At 60.4% G+C, this 21555-nt stretch carries 14 protein-coding genes; 6 read left to right on the top strand and 8 right to left on the bottom strand.

The window, feature by feature from the left end; all coding sequences use genetic code 11:
- Window positions 1-45: 45 nt before the first annotated feature.
- The gene (locus FJV83_RS00635) at window positions 46-768 is read right to left on the bottom strand and encodes a sugar phosphate nucleotidyltransferase (protein WP_019860119.1); all 723 of its coding nucleotides are present in this window, start codon (window positions 766-768) and stop codon (window positions 46-48) included.
- A 622-nt stretch (window positions 769-1390) separates the two neighbouring features.
- Between FJV83_RS00635 and FJV83_RS00630 the strand changes: the two genes are divergently transcribed.
- Complete coding sequence (locus tag FJV83_RS00630; RefSeq protein WP_142878323.1) at window positions 1391-2068, top strand: response regulator transcription factor; 678 nt, start codon at window positions 1391-1393, stop codon at window positions 2066-2068.
- 97 nt (window positions 2069-2165) lie between these two features.
- Here FJV83_RS00630 and FJV83_RS00625 read toward each other — a convergent pair whose 3' ends face one another.
- A complete protein-coding gene (locus tag FJV83_RS00625) occupies window positions 2166-3908 on the bottom strand; it encodes a PAS domain S-box protein (protein WP_142887176.1) in 1743 nt (580 codons plus the stop codon).
- 290 nt (window positions 3909-4198) lie between these two features.
- Between FJV83_RS00625 and FJV83_RS00620 the strand changes: the two genes are divergently transcribed.
- Both FJV83_RS00620 and FJV83_RS00615 read left to right on the top strand, forming a co-directional pair.
- Window positions 4199-4876 (top strand): helix-turn-helix transcriptional regulator, encoded by a 678-nt coding sequence (locus FJV83_RS00620; RefSeq protein WP_142887177.1) that lies wholly within the window; start codon window positions 4199-4201, stop codon window positions 4874-4876.
- Between the two features lie 257 nt (window positions 4877-5133).
- Window positions 5134-6195 (top strand): NAD-dependent epimerase, encoded by a 1062-nt coding sequence (locus tag FJV83_RS00615; protein ID WP_142887189.1) that lies wholly within the window; start codon window positions 5134-5136, stop codon window positions 6193-6195.
- 295 nt (window positions 6196-6490) lie between these two features.
- Here the strand turns inward: FJV83_RS00615 and FJV83_RS00610 are convergent, their stop codons facing one another.
- From FJV83_RS00610 to FJV83_RS00590, 5 genes are all read right to left on the bottom strand, one after another.
- Window positions 6491-8725, bottom strand: coding sequence for a polysaccharide biosynthesis C-terminal domain-containing protein (locus FJV83_RS00610; protein ID WP_142887178.1), 2235 nt, complete (start codon window positions 8723-8725; stop codon window positions 6491-6493).
- 78 nt (window positions 8726-8803) lie between these two features.
- Entirely contained in the window at window positions 8804-11008 is a 2205-nt protein-coding gene (locus FJV83_RS00605; RefSeq protein ID WP_095776093.1) for an exopolysaccharide transport family protein, read from the bottom strand.
- Between the two features lies 1 nt (window position 11009).
- Window positions 11010-13007, bottom strand: a complete 1998-nt coding sequence (gene asnB / locus FJV83_RS00600; protein WP_142887190.1) for an asparagine synthase (glutamine-hydrolyzing) — start codon at window positions 13005-13007, stop codon at window positions 11010-11012.
- A 1-nt stretch (window position 13008) separates the two neighbouring features.
- A complete protein-coding gene (locus FJV83_RS00595; RefSeq protein WP_095776095.1) occupies window positions 13009-14268 on the bottom strand; it encodes a polymerase in 1260 nt (419 codons plus the stop codon).
- Window positions 14265-15488, bottom strand: coding sequence for a glycosyltransferase (locus tag FJV83_RS00590; RefSeq protein WP_095776096.1), 1224 nt, complete (start codon window positions 15486-15488; stop codon window positions 14265-14267). The genes FJV83_RS00595 and FJV83_RS00590 overlap by 4 nt, the downstream gene beginning before the upstream one ends.
- A gap of 454 nt (window positions 15489-15942) precedes the next feature.
- On the opposite strand from FJV83_RS00590, the gene FJV83_RS00585 reads away from it, so the two are divergent.
- The 3 genes from FJV83_RS00585 (at window position 15943) to FJV83_RS00575 (ending at window position 20635) form a co-directional block, all read left to right on the top strand.
- Complete coding sequence (locus FJV83_RS00585; protein ID WP_246691762.1) at window positions 15943-18555, top strand: AMP-binding protein; 2613 nt, start codon at window positions 15943-15945, stop codon at window positions 18553-18555.
- A 302-nt stretch (window positions 18556-18857) separates the two neighbouring features.
- The gene (locus tag FJV83_RS00580; RefSeq protein ID WP_142887180.1) at window positions 18858-20327 is read left to right on the top strand and encodes a calcium-binding protein; all 1470 of its coding nucleotides are present in this window, start codon (window positions 18858-18860) and stop codon (window positions 20325-20327) included.
- A 95-nt stretch (window positions 20328-20422) separates the two neighbouring features.
- Window positions 20423-20635 carry a DUF768 domain-containing protein gene (locus FJV83_RS00575; RefSeq protein ID WP_095775549.1) on the top strand — a complete coding sequence of 71 codons (213 nt, stop codon included), beginning with the start codon at window positions 20423-20425 and terminating at the stop codon, window positions 20633-20635.
- A 128-nt stretch (window positions 20636-20763) separates the two neighbouring features.
- Here the strand turns inward: FJV83_RS00575 and FJV83_RS00570 are convergent, their stop codons facing one another.
- Window positions 20764-21489 (bottom strand): AAA family ATPase, encoded by a 726-nt coding sequence (locus FJV83_RS00570; RefSeq protein ID WP_142887181.1) that lies wholly within the window; start codon window positions 21487-21489, stop codon window positions 20764-20766.
- Window positions 21490-21555: the final 66 nt, after the last annotated feature.

The raw sequence follows: 21555 nt of genomic DNA, 5'->3' as shown, positions 1-21555 counted from the left end.
CTCCTAAAAATCCTTGTGGTGGGTTCGGCCTCTACATCCGGATTTTCATGCGGCCGCGGCCGCGACCTCGATCGAGGTCGACTGCTCTTCCCAGGCAATCGCCTGCGCATTCTGGAAGTCGTCGACGCGACCGATATCGAGCCAGAGACCGTCATGCTTGTACACGTGTACGGTCGTGCCGCCCTGCATCATCTGCAGCATCAGGTCATCGAACCCGAATGGGATGCCGGAAGGAATGAACCGCAGGACATCCGGGTTCATGCAGTAAATCCCCATGCTGACGAGGTGGGAAAGCGTCGGCTTTTCCCGGAAGAGCTGAACGGCATTGTCGACCTCGTCGATGACGCCGAAATCCATCTTGATGAGGCGGCAGGCCGTAGCGATCGTAACCGGATCCTTGTGCATGCGGTGCGCCGCCACAAACCGGCTGAGGCTCAGGTCGGTAAGAACATCGCCGTTGAGCACGACAAAGGTGTCGTTCAGTTCATCCCTGATCAGAGAGAGAGGCCCGATGGTGCCCAATGGCTCCATTTCCTGCGTGTATTTGATCTTCAGATTCCATTGCGATCCGTCGCCGCAGACGCTGCGGATCAGGTGCCCGAGATACCCGGTCGTGATATAGACCTCCTCGATGCCGTTGCGCCGCAGCCACTTCAGAAGCAGCTCAAGAACGGGCCTGGCTCCTATCGGCATCAAGGGTTTCGGTAGGACCGAGGTGAAGGGCCGAAGGCGCGTACCCATCCCACCACATTGAATCACCGCTTTCATCCGATCCTCCTGATTTGCAGTTGCCTGTGTCCGGGCATTTCGTGTTCGAGCTCATTCGGACCTGGCATTCCGTCAAATCCGGCTCGACCCTCGGCGGCAATCCGAACATCATACTTGAAGGGTATGTGACAGCCGGGGCGGCTGTCGTCGTGCATTCGAATGGTACCGATCCAAAGCGTTTCCGGTATTAGATAATCGCGAGGTCAAGGACGGACCCAAGCATCTGGACCTGGCCATGAGACCAATGAAGCCGAACGAGTCCTGCGATCAAAAAGCAGCGATCCGCCAAGTGCCGGAACCGTCCCGCGCGCCCTCGGTGAAGGCAGGTGCCGCCATCAAAACACCCTGGCGCACACCGAACATTGGAGACGGGCGCTCGATATCGCTCGGCAGGCAGGCACGGGACGCCAGCGTTAAAAAAAATAACGACGGCTCTCACAAATTAGTATTATATTAGCCATGTGTGATGTGCGTGGGTTGGGACGCTGCGACCATCACAGTGATGTGATGACCAGCGGTTGGCTACGACTTTGGACTCACCGCGGTTCCGATCATCACAGAGGAATGGGAGGTTCCAGCGGGTATTCTCGTCGGGAACCGGGCAACGCGTTGGGGTAGTTCAATGTATCGGATCGTCATCGCCGACGATCACGGCTTGTATCGTCGCGGCCTTCGGCTGGCACTTTCGGCTGGAATTCCAAACGCCGAAATATTCGAGGCCGCGTGTTTCGATGCTGTGGTCAATCTTCTGGAGGAGCAGGCATCCATCGATCTTGCGATCCTCGACCTGAACATGCCTGGGCTGGTTAACCAGGAGGTGCTCAGCGACGTTCTCTCTGCGTATCCTCACACACGTTTTGCGATCGTTTCCGGGGACGATTCCCGCTCGGAGATCCTGACCGCTCTGTCGATCGGGCTTCACGGTTACATCGTCAAATCGCAGAAAGACGAAGAAGTCGTTCTGGCGGTAAATGAGATCCTTGCTGGCCGGATCTATGTACCATCACTCTTGTCTCGAACGTCTGCCGACCAGAGAGCGTATGCAGCCCTCCCCTCGGCGAAAAATCCAATCCGTCATCGCATGAGCTCAAGCGATCTTGGCAGACTGACATCGAGGCAAAGGGACGTCCTCAAGCTGATGGCGGAAGGGTACTCGAACAAGGAGATCGCCCGCAATCTGGACATTGCCGAAGCGACAACGAAAATCCATGCCGCCGCCATTCTGCGCGAGCTCGGGGTGCGAAACCGGACTGAAGCAGCCGTTTTGCTGCAAACGTGGATGTCGAGAAACGTGAACTGATGTTTGCCACCCGAAGCGGGAAGCGGTTCGGGCCGACATGCATGGGATAGACTTGGGCGCGCCCGAAGAAACCGGCGCGCTTTCGGAGCGGCAAGAACTACAGCTCAATTTCCTTCCGCGATAACCGCAACGAATATCGCAGTCCATATTCCGATATTTCCAATTTCGGCGAATGCCCGACAAGCGGCGTGCCGTCCACGCCGATTATCATGGACCCGAACCCGTGGCGCACGACGTTTGAGTTCTTCCGACCTCCCGATTCCACCCAATCGAAAACCAGATCGTCCCCTGCGCCGTCGGATGCGAATTGCCACTTAACTCCGACCTTGCCTTGTGATTCACCCAACGCACCGTGTTTCACGGAGTTTGTCGTCAGTTCGTGAAGGATCATCGCAAAGCTCTCTGCGACGCCGCTCGGCACTGTGAGTGAGGGGCCACTGACCGTTATGTCCCGTGTCTCCTTGAAGGGCTGCAACTCCTGAGCCACGAGATCGTGGAGCATCCCCGACAGGCTCTTATGACGAGACAGGATGAGATGCGTCGCTTCCAGCGTTCTGATCCGATCGATCAGCATCTCCTTGTATTTGGCAACGTCGTTCTCGGGAACATTGATCATTTTTACCAGGGCCGTGATCACCGGGAACAAATTGCTGAACCGATGGCGGTCTTCGAGCATGATGCGCTCGTGCTTCTTCACGGCGGCGCGAAGAAGCGTGGTCTGTCGACGTTCGGTCAGATCGGCCGCCACCCCGATGCGCATTGCGCGGTCGCCGTGTTCTTCCTGCCGTCCGCGCAGAGCAACCCAGCGTATGTGCCCATCCGTCCGCCTGACACGAATCTCGACGTCGTAGTTCACTGCCTGCGAGGGTTTTGCCGAGGCAGCCAATTTCGGCCAGTCGGCCGGATGTACCACGGCCGAGAGTTCTTCCAAGGGGCGCACGGGCTTGGAGGGCAGGCCGAGAATGTCCCAGAACTTGCCGGAGCCCGCGACCGTCCCCTCCTTGATATCTATCCGCCACGTGCCCAGGCGTCCGGCAGACAGAGCGAGATCGAGCCATTCCTTCTGAGCCCGGAGGGCCTCGCGTGCGGCTCGTCGCTCGGAAATATCGTCGACCACCACGAACACGCTTTCGGTGGATGCCTCGTCAGGCCGCGACGAGGACAGGGCCAGACGGGCCCAGAATGCCTTGCCGTCCTTGCGCAAGACGCGAATATCGGCAGCGGACGACGCGGCGCCATTATCCAGATCCTTCAACAAGGCCCGCACGGCATCTCGATCGTCAGGAAGAACGAGTCCTTCCAGCTTCAGCTGGGCAAGTTCCTTTTCTCCATAGCCGGTCATCTCATAAAAACGTCTGTTCGATTGCAACAGTTCGCCACGTCGATTGGCATTTGCAAAACCCAAGGCAGCGCGCTCGAAGGCCCAACGATAGCGGCTCTCGGCTGCATCGATGGCAGCGAGCCTCGCCTCCGCAACCTCGAGCGCCCCGCGCAAATCCTGTCGCAGGCGATGGAACACGGATGCGATCAGGCCACCCGAGACCAGAAGGAAGATAGCGCTCGTCCAATCTTCAGCTGAGAGTTGGGCGTTGAGGACGCGCCGCATCCACAAGCCGGCGGCGGCCATGAGAAGCGTTGCCGCGATGGCAACCAACCGCCCTTCGAGGTACACGATAACAATAATTACGGGGATAAACGCAATAAACGTCGCACCCTGGCCGACATATATCGTACTTATCGCTTCGAGTATTATCGATCCTGCAAGCACCAATAGCGAAGCCACATGAGCCGACGGGGTGCTTGACACGTTCGATTTGAGCCAGCGCAGATACAAACCCATGCGCCCAGACTACAACCTTATGTCTAGCTCGTCGAGACTAGGCCGCTAGGGGGCAGCCTAATACCACTGCCCGATTGCCATGCCTTTGCCTGCGAATAGAATCAGGATCGGCAGGGCACTTCAGGAAGCCATATTCAAGGAACGCTGCGGAAAAACCTTCCGCAGATTTCTACGGTTGTGTCGAAATTCGAGTGGAAGGAGCGCGTTCCCGCCAGCAGGCGGAATTTAAAGGCAAGTAAATCACGCAAAATTTACTTGGGTCGGTAGCAACTAGGGTTGGGGTAGAAGCGATGACACTGATCGAGAGGCGCAACGAAACCGTTGCAGTCAGCCAATACATTGTATTGAAAGATACTCGTCACGCACGTCCGATACATCTTTCGGATCGGCCAGACGCCAGACCTGGCGGGCCGCAGCGACGCAGTTTGGAATCCATAACCGGCATGCTTGAGCGCATCGGCTGCGGCTATCTTGTGCTGGACCGCGACAGGAAAGTAATCGAGTGGAATACAGCCGCGCAAGACACGCTTGAGCGGCAGGGCGAAGCGGCTGACACGGCCGTCGAGCTGTCCGCGGGGCTAAGGCGGCTGGTCGCGAATGTTCCGGTCCATTTCCAGCCGGGATCACTCTCATGGGTGGTGATCCGCAGCAGAGGCGACAGGCCTGTGATCCTGAATGAGGCGTGCGTCGTCACACCCGACGGGACAAGCATCGTCGCATTGCTGGACCGGGAGAACACATCGGCGGCCAACCCTCAGACCTTGCAAAGGATGTTCGGTTTGACCAGCGCGGAAACGCAGCTTGCATTGCGCCTGGCGCAAGGCGATGCACCGCTGGAGATTGCTCGCAGCTGGCATCTCAGCCGCACGACGATCCGCTCCCAGCTTGCCTCGCTGTTCGCCAAGACCGAAACAAGGCGTCAGGCCGAACTGGTAGCTCTTCTGGGGCGCATTTCGGTCCTGCCATGAAAGAGCGATTTCGGCGGGCGTCAGGACCCGTCGAATTCAGCAGACCGAAATATATTGCCATGGCAACGCGGCTGCAAATTCTGCGGCCGCGGTTGCGCAGATTGCAAAACTCGCGGTGCCATCTCCAGCCTGTCGACGCGCTATCGAACTCGGGCGGAGCGCGGAATCTCGTAATGGAGTGACCTGCCATGGTCGAAACAAATTCGACGGTCCACAAGCTGGCTGATACCGCTCGTACGCGGTCGGATGGTGCTGTACTGAAACTTGCACGCGCGGGACCGATCGTCGTCACAGGCGCCGCCGGATTCATCGGGTTTCATGTCGCGTTGCGGCTTTTGCGACGCGGCCTTGTCGTTGTCGGCGTCGACAATTTTACGCCCTACTACGACGTCAGGCTAAAGGAGGCGCGATTTGCGCAGCTCTGTGCCGAGTCGAGGTTCACTCCCATGCGGATGGACCTGGCTGACCAGGCGCAGGTGAAGGCGCTGTTTTCCGACTTCCAGCCATCGCACTTCGTGCACCTCGCTGCCCAGGCTGGGGTGCGTTATTCGCTCGCCGACCCGCATGCCTATGTGCAGTCGAATGTAGTCGCGTTTCTCAATGTTCTGGAGGGCTGCCGGCACGCCGGCGTCAGCCATCTCGTTTATGCCTCGTCGAGTTCCGTTTACGGCGCCAATCGAAGCATGCCGTTTTCCGAGCACCATGGCGCCAGTCATCCGCTCAGCTTCTATGCCGCGACCAAAAGCGCAAACGAATGCATGGCGCATTCCTATAGCCACCTGTTCGGCTTGCCGGTGACAGGATTGCGCTTCTTCACCGTCTATGGTCCCTGGGGCAGGCCTGACATGGCAGTCTATACGTTCACCCATGCCATCGCCGAGGGGCGCACGATCGAGATTGCCAATGCCGGCCGCGTGTGGCGAGATTTCACCTATATCGACGACATCGTAGAGGGGGTGGTTCGCGTGCTCGCCGCGCCGCCTCGTCCGGATCCGGACTGGGACAGCCGCACGGCTGACCCCGCCACCAGTTCGGCGCCATATCGGATCTACAATATCGGCAATGACCGGCCCGAAGAAATCAACCGTCTGATCGCGATCATCGAAACTGCCCTTGGCCGCCGCGCCCTTCGCGTCAACGTGCCTTTACCTCCAGGTGACGTCCTGAAAACCCGCGCCGACGTCAGCGACCTCCGCCGCGCTGTCGGCTTCGCACCGGCGACGGCACTGGAGGACGGCGTGCAACGTTTCGTGGAATGGTACCGGGATTTCCATGCAAGCCCCGTCGGCCGAGAACGACATGCGTTCGTTCAGGCATAGGGCGAGACCACGGGAGGCCGGACGGCGGGCACACCGCCGGTTCGGTCACCCGACCTATGGCTGACGCGGCGCGCCTTCCCACCAACACTCCTTCAAATGACGCATACGGACCACAGGATGCAAAGGCCGCGTCGGCGGGCGCGATGGTGTCGGGGGGCGGGAGACCATCGATGCGTCTTTGGGGCCAGGCCGCCGACCTGCTCCTTCAACCATGTTGCAGGCACAGGGCTAGCGGTCGCAGGCCGATCGATACGCCGGCGCCGTCGTGAGGGACATCATCGATGGATAGGCCACCTCATTTGCCGGCCTTCAATAACCAGTTCCATTGTTGGCCGCCAATCGCGCTTGGCCTGATCGAGAGCAGGGCAGACACCAAGCCAGGCAGGATCTTCAGTCGCTTGCCGATATAGACGGCCATGGCAACGTTCCAGATGGCTAGGGCAAGCGCGACACCGACAGCCGCGCCAATTGGGCCGTATATCTCGACGCCCACGGCACAGGCTATGATGTTGGCGGCCGCACCGGCGATCATGGTCGTTGCCGCGGCCCACTCGTTTCCGGTCATCGCCAGCAGATTCTGCTGAGGCCCGCACAGCGCAACGAAAACATAGCCCAAAATGAGCACCCGCGCGATTGGCGCTCCCGCAGCAAAGCCCTCCCCGAAGAAGCTCAAGAACGGCTCGGCGATCATCATCATTGGGACGGCCACCGCGATGGCGCCGCCCGCAGACAGCAAGGTGGCCCGCGCGAACAGCTGCTGCAGGCCTTTATGATCGCCTCTGGCGTGCAGATCGGCCGCTGTTGGCGAAAACATGGTAGCGACAGCGATGCGGGAAAGCCCCACAAGCATCGCCACATTCAACGCCAGGGCGAAAATACCGGCCTCACGGATATGATCGGTCCAGCCCAACACCAGCACGCCGGCACGACTGACGAAGACATCGAGGCCGGTGATGAGCATGAGCGGGGGGACGGCAAGCCACCATCCCCTCGGTTCGTAAGCGGGCTGAGCCTGCCGCAGGCCAGGTGGTTCAAACTTCCTGGCGGTGATGAACACCAGCCCAACAGTGATGGCGGAACTTGTCAGCACCGCCAGCATCACCTGCGGCGCGTGCACCACCCACAATCCGGACTCGGCCATGATCGCCACCAATACCAGCAGCAGCCCGTCTCGCACGATGCGCTCCGGCAACAATGCCGAAACGACGCCGCCGAAAGCACGCACAAGCGTAGCGCCAATGGCATAAGCGGTAATCAAGGGTACGGCCGCCATGCCAAGCATGGTGCTTATCTCAAGCCCTCTCTGCGTATGATCCGGTTGCGCCTGCTCTGAAAAGAAGAGGACCAAGGCAGCACCCGCCATCCCGAACAGCGTCGCCGCGAGCAGCGATCTCCGCAGGGCGAATTTTATCACCCCTCGCGCCAGATCAAGCCTGCCGTTGGCTCTATAGGCGGGCACAAAACGCAGCAGGGACACATTGAAACCAAGCGTTGCCAGATAGGCGAGCACGGAGGTCCAGGCCAGAACGTAGGCATAGATCCCGTAGTCGTGAGGCCCGATGAGACGCGCAATGGCCAGTTGTGCAAGGCTGGTCAGCCCAGCACCTCCGATATAGATCAAGAGGGCGAAGACGCTCGCCCTCGCGAGCCGCGAGCCGACGTCCTTATTTCGCCGGGGTGTGGCCACTGGAAGAGCACCGGCGGGATCGCCCGGAGGCTTTCGAGACACGCGACTGTCGATTGCCGCAGCATGCGCAAGTGGTGCGCCTTCTTTCTGGTCTCGATTTGCGAATCCTTTATCCATCCGTGAAAGCGCGGAAATGATTTGCTTCTCGACCTTACAAATACCTTTGAGCCCAGATTGACTGTCGGCGTTCTCGACGGAAACGACACTTCGGCCAGAAATCGCGAGAAGATGGTTTATCGATTCGAACACGCCAAAGGCGCTCATATTCACGTCCAAGTCGGCCTCGAAAATCCGCTCCGCCGGCGGCTCGTGCTCCATCCGATGTCGGAGCCGACTTTCCACGACCGCAGATGGCACCACCAGCCTGATGGTGAGATCGGCCGGCGGCGCGAGACTGAGCGCCTTTTCGAGCGCTTCGCGGTCGGTGCCCCCATTGAACATCGCCAGCGATCCAATCGCTTGAACGTATCCTTGATCGAATATGACAATTTCGGGCGATTGCTTCGCGGCGCTCCAGCAACGCGAAAGGTGCAAGATATATCGCCAGATCCGGGCGCGCCATATTCGTTTCTTCGGCGGTATCAACTTCACCATCGACACCGAACTTGAAATATCGTCCAGTCGCCCGATCGAGGATAGAAATATTCCCGCAGTCGAGAATATCGCCGATGCTATTCTGGAAACGAACAGAACGATCCCAAGGTCGAAGCTTCCGGCCCTGGTGCTGGGCTGATAGCTGAGAGCGACCTTGGCGCGATAGCCTTTCCCGCGCAACTGCTGGGCGAGCGCATGCGCAAATGTTGTTTTGCCGGATCCTGGCGGTCCGAAAAATTCAATGATCATTCTGGGGCAGGCCCGATTGTTGGAACGCAGTTGGTTCCCTGTGGCATTTTTTTTGAAGAACGCAGACGACGGTCCTCATCAAACCCTCTCCAACAGCAGGTCGGCGTTGTCCTCTAGCCTGGAGCCGGCGTACCTCTTTAAATTCACTTGGGTGAGCACACTCCCGACCGGAACGGTGACGGATCCACCGGCACGGAGCGACTCCAGAACGCCACGGGCGATGCCGCGCCTCGTCTTGGCCCAGCGAACGGCAAAAAGCACTGCATCGGCCCAGCGCTTCAGGAGCCTGGTTTCGGGACCCCCGAGTCCCAGCGGCCCGTTGATGATGACGACGTCGTAGACCGAGAGCAGTTCTTCGGTGAACTGGGATTTGTCGACCGTGGACAGAAGCGTCAGCAGATCATCCGAAGGTGCTGGAGCGGCCATCAGATCGATGCCGATTTCTGGCATTCTCGTGATCGCATCCTGGAGCACGCAGCGTTCACTCACATAGTCCCCAAAGGAGTTGTGAGCCTTGATGGTTCCGAATTCGCCACGAAACTCGTTCGTCAGGCGCGCGTCCTTGCGGTCGAGGTCGAGGAAAAGCACCTTTCCTCCCAATCGCGTTGCCGCCAGCGCCAGGCTCCACGCCAACTCTGTCTTGCCATCGTCCAGGATGCTGGACGTCACGAGGACGATGTGCGGCGGTTGCCCCCTTCCCTGAGTTGGCGCCGCAGTGACCAGAAGGGATGTCGCCGCGCGACTGAACGGCGAGTTCTGCTGGCCCAGAACCAGATGCCGCAGTTGTCTGGCGTGGAGTCCCGAAACCTTAGGAACCAGTCCTACGCACGGGACCCCAAGCTCGGCTTCGGCTTCAGCTTCGCTGCGCAAGGTCTGGTTGAACATGTTACGGACCAGGACGAAGACCGCCGCCATCAGACCAAATACGATCATGCCGGGTGGAATCAGGAAAATTCTCGACAGGGTGCTGGGATTTGACGGCGGCCATGCCGTCGACAGGACCGCTACACCTGGCGAAGGAGCGGCGATGCGCCGTATCAGGTCCTGCTGCCGGCTAAGGAGCTCGTTGTAGTGCTGTGTCACGATGGTGACCTGCGGCTCAAGGGCACGCAAGCCGGAAAGCTGGCTCGCAGTGTCGGCCACGGCCGCGTCGAGCACCCTCTTGCGATCCTCGAGAGCCGTAACCTGGGTGCGGTAGACGTTTGCCTCGGCGGCGATGCGCGCGATGCCCTGCTCTATCTCACGGTTGATCGCTGTGCCCAGATCGCCGTCCGCAGCGGCACCCGACTGACGTGCCACGAGGTCGGCCAACACAGGCGATCCGATTTCTTCAGCGATGGCCGATACAGGGGCGCCCGCCTTTCGCAGGTCCTCGATATGGCGAAGGCGCGATTCCGAGGCGGAAAGATTGGCTTTCGACAAGAAAATCTGTCGACCAAGTTCCGCTGTCTCATTGGCTGCGTTGTTGGCCGCGCTTTGATCAACGGCGCCATGCGTCAGCCGATACGTCTCCAGCCGATCGGTCGCGTCGACCAGGTCCCTTTGTACTTGCGGCAGGCTGGCGACCAACGATTCCAGTTCGCGCTGATCCGATGCACGCCGTTTCTGTACGAGATCCTCGATATACACCTGAGCGAATGTGTTCGCGACAAGCGCGGCACGCGCCGGGCTGGTATCGGTGAAGCCGATTGTGATGACGCGCGAGCGCAGCTCTTGTCCGACCCTCATTCCGCTCCGCAGCGTCTTCAGCGCGGCGGCATCCGCAGCCTCCGGATTTTCCACCGCCGGCTTATCCTTCGACCAGACCCGGCTCAGCAGATCGCTCACGAACGAGCCTGCGGTGGGCGGGACGGCACTGATGCCGCTTTTTCCGGCGGCGTCGGCTGCCTGCGGTTGACGCAGTGCCGTCAGAACTCGACGCAGGTGGGCTTGCGACGAGAGCATCGTCAAATGGTCATCGATGCTCGAATCCAGCGAGTCTTGAGCGGTCGCCGTAGCGTTCGAAGTGCCGGTGCTCGGGGCATCGATGATGATCTGGGTCGCCGCCTCGAACAGCACTGGACGAGCAAGGCCCGCGAGGCCGGCCAGTATGCCGCCCAGAAGGGCGACGGCAAGCAAGAGCCATTTTCCCGTCGCCAGGGTGACGACGAGCTGATGGAAGGGAGACGGCGGTTGCATGGGCTCGCGCGGCGGTCGTCTCATCCGCGGATTGGTGTCGAGCGTAGCGACGGCCATCTGCGTAGCACGCGGAAGCCTGGCGCGGCTGGCTATGGAACCTTCCATCTCAATCCCCTGTCAGTTCGATATCATAAGAAGGGCGCGATGCCGGCGCCGATGGCCGCATGGCTTCGTTGCGCCATGCCTGGAACATCAGCAGCGGCCACAAGTCACGAAAATGATCCTGGTTTCCATGCAGATGATCGCGCCAAAATGCGTCGACCTTCGCACAGTCGATGACCCCGTCTCCGGACAGGCGTGTCGTGGCGATGATATCCGCTGCCCAATCGCGCAGGGGTCCTCTCAGCCAGGCTCCGACCGGAACGTCGAAACCCTGCTTGGGCCGATCGACCAGTCGGCGCGGCACATAGCGATCAAGGAGCTGGCGCAGTATCCATTTGCCCTTGCCACTCCGGACCTTGGCATCGGTTGGCAGGCGCCAGGCGAATTCTACGACGCGATGGTCCAGGATCGGGCATCGCCCCTCGAGGCTGTTGGCCATGGTGGCGCGATCGAGCTTCACGAGGATGTCGCCGGGGAGATAGCCGGTCATGTCGTCGAACAGCAGGCGTGACAGCAGGTCGTCGAACTGTGTCGCGCCGGCATTGGATGCCGCTGGCTTGTGATGAAGAAGTTTGTTGGTCGAAGATTCCGTCAGCCGCTGAAGCAGTTGGTCCTCATTTGCCGCTGCGAACAGGTGGGCGAGGCGGTTCAACCGGTCACCGCGCAATCCGTGCCGCACGTTCGCCGAAAGCGGCAGGCTGCCGAAAATGTCTTTCTGGGAGGCCTGGGCCAGTAATCCTGCCCCCGCCGCCAACATCCGCCGAATTGATGATGGCAGCTCGTGCTGCCTTCTGAGGCGGGTTGCCAGGAAGTGTCGAGAATAGCCTGCGAAGCACTCGTCGCCGCCATCGCCCGACAGAGCCACGGTGACGTGTCGCCGGGCGAGGCGCGACACCAGCAGCGTCGGTATCTGCGACTCGTCAGCGAACGGCTCGTCCCAGATCCTCGGCAGTTCCGGAATGACCTCAAGCGCCGCGGCCGGTGAAAGATGAAGTTCCGTGTGATCGGTGCCCAGATGCCGTGCAACCGCGGCCGCATGAGGGGCCTCGTCGAACCCGCTCTCGCCGAACGCTATGGTGAACGTGCGAACGGGCTTCGGGGACTGCGCCTGCATCAGGGCGACGACCGTCGAGCTGTCAATTCCACCCGACAGAAAGGCGCCAAGCGGCACATCGGCAACCATTCGTTCTTTGACGGCGAGGCGAAGCAGGCTGTCGAGTTCGGTCGTAAGGTCCTCGTCGCTGCCGGCGATCGGATCCCGCTGCGCCTTGCAGGCGACATCGGCAAGCGACCACCAGCGGCGAATGCGATGCGCAAGCGAGCCGGCGCCACGGGCATTGGCGAAATCCTCCGCCGTCACCGACAGGACTGAACCGGGTGGCAGCTTGAACACGTCCTGCCAGATGCAACGGTCATCCGGCACCCACCCTTTCGAAAGCATCGTCGCCGCCGCATCGACATCGAGTTCCGGGGCGAATCCCGGGAAGCAGGTGATCGCCTTCAGCTCCGAGGCGAAGACAAGCGCTTCCCGTGTCGAGGCGACATAGAGCGGCTTTTTTCCCATTCGGTCGCGGGCGAGGTGGAGAATCCGGTTCTTCAGATCCCATAGCCCGAAAGCGAACATGCCGGCGAAGCGCGCAAGTGCCGCCTCGAGGCCCCAGCTCTCGATCGCGCACAGCATCACTTCCGTGTCGCTGGTGCCGCGGAAATGGTGGCCCGCCCCTTCCAGTTCGCGGCGCAGATCGCGAAAGTTGTATATTTCGCCATTGAAGGTAATGACATACCGGCCGCTCGCGGAGTGCATCGGCTGGCGACCCGCCTCCGACAGGTCGACGATGGCCAGACGCCGGTGCCCGAAGGCGATCCCGGCTTCACGGCTCATCCAAAGCGCCTCGCCATCGGGCCCGCGATGACGAAGGGCCGTCATCATCGGCCCGATCGCCCTGAGCGCGTTCGTATTGGCTGCATCGGGCGCCAAGAGAATTCCGGCGATCCCACACATTCTAATATCTCCTCTGGCGAGCGATCGCGGGGACCGCCTGCGGCGTTCCGGCGACAAGGCAGAGGGTCAGACAGAACCACACGATCGGATGGCGGATGATCAGGTGAGGAGCACTGAAGACAGCGATCGATGCCACGAGCGCCATGAGCGTGTCCTGTCTCGCACCCCAGGCGGACAAGGCGGCCGAGCCGAGGATCCACAGCAAGGCCAGGACCGAAATCAGGCCACCCTGAGTATAGAGATCGAGGATCGTGCTATGGGCTTCGAAAGGCCGCGGCAGAAACTGCTGATCGACGACGGAGGGACGATCAAGGTGCGGGCCTGGTCCGAGACCCAGCGATCCGGATCTTGCTCCCTTGTCCAATGCCTCGTCCCAAAGCTGGAGGCGAAGTGCCGCGGTTTCCGCGGTTGCTTCCCCGCCCTTGTCCTTGGTGAGGCTCTTGGCGAAGTTTTCGGCGTTGGCGGCCTCGCTGAGGGCGTAAGGCGTGATGGAGACCGCCAATGGAAGGAATCCAATGGTGAACAGGAGGGCTAGTTGCCGTGAAAGGCTGATCTTGCCGCCGTCGCTAGTGAGCCATGCCCGAATCCTCAGCCCAAGAAGGATCAGGCATGCCAGGATCGTCGTATAGAGATAGGTATCGCTCTTTGTCAGCCTTCCGACATAGAAGGTGAGGATCAGGCTGGACAGCCCGAGACATCTTCCCCATGGATTGCTGGTAGTTGTGGCAAGATGCAGGGCCAATGGACCGAGGAGCGCGCAGTAGAGCGCAAGCTGGTTCGGATTGTCAGACCAACCGCTGAAGCGGTCCCAGAACCAGGGGTGGACGCCAGACTGATGGATCCAGCCGAAACCAAGCCCCACCTGAACGACAAAGCCCGCATTCGCGATAGCGATCATCCACCAGGCGATGCGGCGTAAACGGGAAGCTGCGTTGGGTTCCGCGGCAGCCAGGCAGGTAACGCAGGCCAACAGCACATACGCCATCGTGTCATGCAACAACGGATCGAGGAACAGCGTCGTCGTCAGAAAGCCGATGATGGAACCCACGCCCAGGGCAAGCGTCAGGATCACCCAGAAACATGCAAGTTTGGTGAAGGCCGGCGTAACCTCGAGTCGGCCGCCGGCAAGGATGCGGGTGATCGACAGCAATATCCAGAGCGTGAGGGACAGTTCGCTGTAGCCGAACGGCAGCCCCGGGATGCTGAGCTGCACCGCGTAGGACATTGCGATGCCGAAGGCCAGGATCACATCACGGATCATTGCCGCGCCTCACCCAGTCGGGGGGCCCGCGCACCCTCTTCCCGCGAGATCACGGGCGCGGGCCGAGCAAGACTGCCGCGGTATTTGCCACCGAGGACAGTCTTGTACAGATCGCAATACTGGTCGACGACCCACGACAGCGAAAAGCGCTCCCGCACGAGGCCGACGGAACGGCTGCCCATGATCTTGCCACGGGCGCGGTCGGACAGAAGATCGATTATTCTGGACGCCAGGCCATCGGCATCGCGCGGCGCGACAAGATAGCCATTCCAGCCATCTTCAACCACGTCATTGCAGCCGGGCATTCTCGAGGCGACGATTGGCAACCCGGACAAACCCGCTTCCAGCAGGACGCGCGGAATACCCTCGCGATACTGTGTTGGAAACGCGAACAGATCCGCCATGCCAAGGAGAGCTGGAACGTCCCGCCTTGGCCCCAGGGCGACGACGTAAGGAGCATATTGCTCGATATCGGACCTACTGACCGCGAACGGACCTTCAGAGTCCTGCGGACCGACAAGCACGAAACGCGCATTGGGCCTCTCGGAGAGGACGCGGGGAACCGCCTTGATCAGGGTCGGAATCCCTTTCTGGCGAGTCAGCCGACCGACAAAGATTACGACTTCGGCCGATTGAAGCCCAAGCTCCTCGCGCATAGCGGCGGCCGAAGGGCCACGGTATCTTGCTGTCGAGAATGCATTCGGGTCGATTCCAGAACTCCGGATCAGTCGCCCTTTGCCACGACCCGCCAGCCGATAGCGGTCGAAGAAGGCCTGATCGTCACGATTCTGAAAGACCGTCATGGCTGTCCAAAGCGACGCCAGTCCCTGAAGGCCACAAAAGACCGGACGCAGCGCCAGCGCCCGCGGTTCCCGTGATGAGAATGTCCAACCGAGCCCATTGATGGTGCGAATGACCGGAACCTGGCCGCGCACGGCCAGAGGCGTCAGGAGGTTGGGCTTGGTGTCGAAACTTTGAACAATGTCCGGACGCAGTTCGGACATCAATTTACGGATCGCGCTGACAGCGCCCCATTCTCCACCGCCGCTGGCAAAGCGGTCGAACCCAAACCGGCGATGCGGAATGCCGTGAGGTGAAAAGGCGTCTCCGGCATCGCTCGAGACGGCAGTGACACGAAAGCCCCGTTCACGCAGCGCCAGAAGGAACGGAATTCTAAGCCGGTGATCCTCGCCTCCTATGCAAACCAGATGCGGACTCATCCTGTCCCTCCTGGATGCCGGCAGAATCCCCATCGCGCAAAACCGCTGGCCCTGTGATCTGTTTTCACGGTCCGGCGTCATCGCCCCAGTACGCACAACACCCAGCCTCACGCTAGGAGCAGGCTTGCGCGTTGTCCTCGTCTGTTTGAATGAAGCAAGGAATTGGGCGATGCGGTGATGCAGCGCAAGCGCCGTCGGATCGATGAGTTGAGCGGGAACTCATTCGTTCTAACGATGCCAGGGCCGACATGGTCGCGTACGACACGGCAAAGCCAATCAGCAAAACAAGGGGGCTGTGTTGGAGACGTCGGGGTACCCGCGTTTAGAAAGCCGTTTTCCACGTGCCTTGCCATCCGTTGGCGGACCGACAACGGATCAAGATGCTGCGACAGCTCGCAACAGCAGCCCTCCAGGCGGCTTCACATGGAAACAGGCCTCCACCCGCCCTCTGGATATGGACGGACCAACCACCCGTTTCTTCCCGCGGATGGGCGACGACTTCTCCGAAAAATCGGCGTTCTCGCACCTGGAGCGGGTTGTCGAAAAATACCCGGCCAAGATCGCGATCAGTGACGGCTCTACGTCCCTCAGCTTTTCGGAACTGCTCAACGCAGTCCAAAACCTGGCGGCAGCGATTGCCGGTTCAACTCCACCAGGCAAGGCGGTCGGGATTCTGATCGGAAATACCCTCTGGTATCCGGTGGCCATGCTCGCCGCCATGCGGGCCGGCAGGCCCGCCGTGCCATTGAACCCCCGGGATCCATTTCAGCGCCTCGCGGCAATTTCCACCAGCGCGCGGCTGGCCGCGATCATCAAGCCAGGGCCGGGCAAGCCGGCAGGCTGGCCGGATGCCCCCTCGCTTGAATGGATCGACGCGGCAAGTTGCACGGCCGCAACGCGGGATGGCAACCTATCGGCGTTGCCGCCCGAAGTGCCGGTCGATGCTCCGGCAATCGTTCTGTACACGTCAGGTAGCACCGGGGCGCCGAAAGGCGTCGTGAACAGCCAGCGGGCGATCCTCCAACGCGTTCAGCAATATGTGGATGCCTGCCACTTCGGCCCCGACGACGTCTTCATGCCGCTGACCGGGCCGGCGACGATCGCGGGATGCCGCGAGATGATGACCCCGATGCTGTGCGGCGCCACATTGTACCTCTCGGATATAGAGAGCGCCGGTATTCGCGCCGCCCGCGACAATTTCGAGAAGTGGCGGGTGACTGTCGTCTATCTCGTGCCGGCGCTGCTGCGTGTGTTGATGAATGGTTCTGCGCCCAACACATTCTCTTCCTTGCGGATCGTGCGGGTCGGCGGAGAAAAGATTCTATGGTCCGATATCGACCGGCTGCGCGGCAGCGTTCCCGAGTCCTGCCTTGTCCAGATCAGCTATTCGTCCACGGAAACGACCGGCACGCAATGGTTCCTGCCGAGGGGCTACCAGGAACGCGGCGCAACGGTCCCGGTTGGCTTCGTGCTACCCGGCATCGAATACGCCATCGTGGATGAGAACGCATGCGAGGTCGCCCCGGGCGATGAAGGAGAGTTGCTGATCAGAAGCAACTACACCACGCTTGGTTACTGGGCGGATGGGGAAAACGTCCCTCTTCAGGCGAACGCCGGCAGCCCCCTGCTTCGCACCTTCGCAACCGGTGATCTGGTCAAGGTCGACGACACCGGAATGATGTGGATCGTCGGACGAAAGGGACGCCAGATCAAAATAAACGGAAGGCGGGTCGAACCTGCCGAACTGGAACTCGTCCTGCGCCGGGCGCCTCAGGTGGATGATGCCGTTGCGGTGGTGACGGACGCGAACGAACTGGTGGCCTTTGCCGTCCCCGCCAGACTTGGCGGAAGCGACTTCATTGCTGAATTGCGCGACCTGATCAGGACGGCCCTGCCGCCCGCTGTTCACCCGACGCGCCTGCACAGTGTTGCCGAGATACCGCGGCTCAAAGGCGGCAAAGTCGACCGTGTCAAGCTACGGGAACTGGATCGCGCACTGAACGCGCAAGACGCCCAGAGCACGCCCATGGCCCGGCAAGCGGCAAACCCGCTTGATGTCGAAGGCACCGCGGCGGCCGTATGGGAGAGGATTCTCCCGGGCAAAAGGGCAGCCGGCAGCCGCTGGGATGATGCCGGCGGCGATTCATTGAAATTGCTGCAATTCGTCATGGAGCTGGAGACGGCTCTGGGGCGGGAACTCCACCTGGACGCGTTCACGGTCGGGATGAGTTTTGCCGATGTCGTCCGGGCAGCGTCTCCAGGGCAAGACACAAGCAGCTCGCTTGTCGAGGCTTGCGACCCGAGACCCGTCTTGTTCATTGTGCCCGGATCGATAGGCTACGGTCCAAGCCTGGCGGCCTTCGGTGCGGAGATGGGCAATGTCGCCAGGGTTGTTGCCGTACGCTACGGGGATCTGAACGATCTGCTGAAGGGACATGGCACGATACCGCGGATGGTGGATGCGGTTGTCGACCAGATCAGCCAGGCCCAGCCCGATGGCAATGTGAAGCTGATCGGTTATTCGCTTGGCGGCGGCGTCGCCTTCGAGGTTGCCGCCAAACTTGTTGCCGCCGGTCGGTCGGTCACGTTCCTGGGAATCCTCGACACCAATATCGGGCCTGGACAGCACAACTATCGTGAAAGACTCGCACGCACCGCCCAGCGCATCCGCACGCATCGAGTGACGGTGGATCGCATGATTTTGCGGGCTCTGGCAAAATTGTTTGCCCAATTTGGCGCCGAGGCTGCGCTTGCGAGGGGCATCGACTGGCTGCAATGGAGGCGCTTCGCCAGAACACGATTCATCTTGCGCCTTGAGCTTGAAGAAGTCCTGCGGATGCGTGCATTTGGCCAGTGGCTCGCGCAACCGAAGCCCACATTGCCGATTACCGCCACCGTGTTCCGATGCAGGCGCACAGGCGTTCCGTCCGACCTTGGCTGGAGTGCTTTCGTCACCGGCCTAAACATAGTTCCGATCGTCGGCGGGCACCTGGACATGCTCGTTGAACCCTATCTCAGCCACAACCGTCCGCTAATAGAAAGAGCCCTTGTGGTGAGCGGCGCATAGTGGGTGATTCGCACACCCGCAGGCTGAATCGAGACGGGATGCCCATGTATCTTGCTGACGCATCCACAACAAATCCGCTGGCACTGCCGCCGTGGCGAGAACAGCCTGGTCCTGCGTCGCCGCGCTGAAATATCCCTAAACAATCAACAAGTACCAGGCCCAGGGCAGCCTTCCCATCGCATAGGCACTCCTTGCCATGATCAACGATTCTATCAATGGGCGCCGGTATTTGATTTGGCCCTAATATATCCTTTCCAATAGGCAGGCACGGGGCACCACCGAATTGGACGAAGGATATTTGCATGACAACCCTCCACTATGCCTCGGGTGGATCGGCCTCCGAGGTCGCAACCGCCGGGTTCAATCTTGTCGACGTTTCATCCGTGGACGAACTCAACGCCTTGCCGGCTGGCACGAAAGGTCTGGTCTGGCTCGATGAAGCCAATGGCGCAACCTCGTCTTTCATTGACAAAGTCACGCCCTTCATCGGCAATCCGAAGGTGTTCGGCTTCTTCCTCGTCGACGAGCCCGATCCCACGGGCAAATGGGGAACCTATGCCACAGCCGACAATCTGAAGGCGGAATCCGACTGGATCCACACCCACCTGCCCGGCGCCAAGACCTTCATCACCATGATGAACATGGGGTCTTCGGCTGATCCCGATTTTTCAAACACCTTCAATCCCGCCAACACCCATATCGACTATTACGGCGTGGATCCTTACCCGGTGCGCACCGGCACAAGCACGGTCGACTACAACATGATCGACAGGACCGTGGCCGCGGCGGTCGCCTCGGGCGTTCCGCTCAGCCAGATCGTTCCGGTTTATCAGACGTTCGGCGGCGGCAACTACACCACCGATACGGGCGGCCAATATGTCCTTCCCAGCGTCGCCCAGGAGCAGACCATGCTGGACCACTGGGCCAAGGTAGCGCCATCGCCCGCCTTCGACTATGCCTATGCCTGGGGCTCTCAACAGGGCGACACCGCGCTTGGCGACTCGCCGGCGCTGCAGGCCCTCTTCCTTCAGCATAATCAGAGCACCACCAGCGTAACTTCGACCGGCGCAACGACTCCGCCCACCAGCACGGTGCCCCCAACCACTACCGTGCCTTCGAGCAGCGATCACACTTTCTACGGCACGGGCGGCGCGGATGTGCTTCACGGCACCACCGGCGCCGATACGATGGTCGGTGGCGGCTACAACGACACCTACTATGTCAACAACGTCGGCGACAAGGTGGTGGAACTGTTGGGCGGCGGCAACGATACCGTGCTGGCATCGGTGAGTTACGCGCTGTCGGCCGGCTCGGAGATCGAGCACCTCGCCATCACGAGCAAGTCCGGCACTACGCCCATGAACCTCAAGGGAAACGGGTTCTCCCAAACCATAGACGGCAATGCCGGCAGCAACATCATCAACGGCGGTGGCGGAAAGGACGTGCTGACGGGAAATGGGGGCAAGGACTACTTTTTCTTCAATGCCGCCCTCAAGACCGGCAATGTCGACAAGATCACCGATTTTAACGTGGCACAGGACAAGATCGCGCTCGACCACCATGTGTTCACCGGCCTTCAAGCGGGCGCCCTTCCCACCTCGGCGTTCCACCAAGGCAGGGGTGCGCACGACAGTGGCGATCACATCATCTACAACAGTTCGACCGGCGCCCTGTCTTTCGACAGCGACGGCGAGGGTGGCGCACATCAGATCCAGTTTGCCACCCTGTCTCCGCATCTGTCTTTGACGGCGTCCTCGTTCATCGTAGCGTGAGCCTTGGGAAACGTCAGACCCCGATCACAAGGGTCTGACGTTTTCTTGAACACATATCGGCGGAACGAAATCGCTCCAACGCTCGTTGGTCCATCATGAGCGCTCGGGGCATCGAATTCCTGCAGAAATGGGTGGAGGATAATTTGCCACCCTATTCGAGATCCGATCCGACCCTTGCGGCGAAGCTCGCCGAGCAAGTGACGGCGGACGCCATCAAGGCGGGAATTCGCCCCGAGGAAATCTCGGAAGAAGTCGGAAGCATGTTGACCACCATGCTTGAAGTGCTCGACCAACGCGACACGAAATGATTGCGCGGCCGGTTACATTGGCAACGTCGCACGGGTCCATGGCCGACACGCCGACGGCTTCGCCGAAGAGAGTGCCACCAAGTCCTTGATCGCCAGCCAATCCAGTGGTTTGGCTCTTATCGCCTTGGTCAAACCGGGACGGTCTCGTGCTCTTTCAAGGCTCGCCTGATGATCTTGTCGAGGTCGTGAGGTTCAGCACCGTTGACTTGTATCAAGGGCCATCCATCCTGGCGCAAGCACTTGCCGATCTCCCTTGAGATATCGGCCTGCCTCAAGCCCCTGTCCACGCCGAGTTCGAACAGCAGGACCTCCAGCAGCGGTTGCTGCGCATGCCGATCCATGAGACGGCGGCGCAATGTTTCCTGCGGCGCATCGAGCTGGATAAGGAGGTCTGGTCGCGGCATGAACGCCAGGCAGTCACGAACCACGTCAATGCTTGGATTTCGCGCCAGCACAACCAGCGCGCATAAAGCCTGGATTAGGCCCTCTTCGAAAATGAAATAACCTTCCGATTGCTGCGCTTGACGCCACGACTCGCACAGCAGGGTGATATCGACCTTCATGCGCCACGACCATGTGCGGCTTCGTAGTGGGATTGACGCCAGAAGCCGCGCCGCGACACCATCCTTCGGCAGGGTCGACAGCAAGACTGGGCCGGAGGTGGCAATCTTTTTGCCAATGCGCCCAATGCCATGGCGAACTTCCGGACCGTCTTCCTGGGCCGACCCATATTCAATCAGGCGATACCCGTTCACTGTCTTCACGTTGATGTCGTATTTCGCCATCCCCTGGCAGAGGCCGCGAAGAAGTGTGGTCTTGCCTGCACCAGGCGGCCCGAACAACTCGATGATCATCACGCAATACCCAAATGTCTCCGAGCAAGCAGTCATTCGCCTGCGTATCAAAGCTTAGCCGGATTA

The sequence above is a fragment of the Mesorhizobium sp. WSM4307 genome, from assembly GCF_007003945.1.
Classification (GTDB): domain Bacteria; phylum Pseudomonadota; class Alphaproteobacteria; order Rhizobiales; family Rhizobiaceae; genus Mesorhizobium.
The sequence above is the reverse complement of the archived record's forward strand: the minus strand, read 5'-3'. Positions and strand labels throughout refer to the sequence as shown.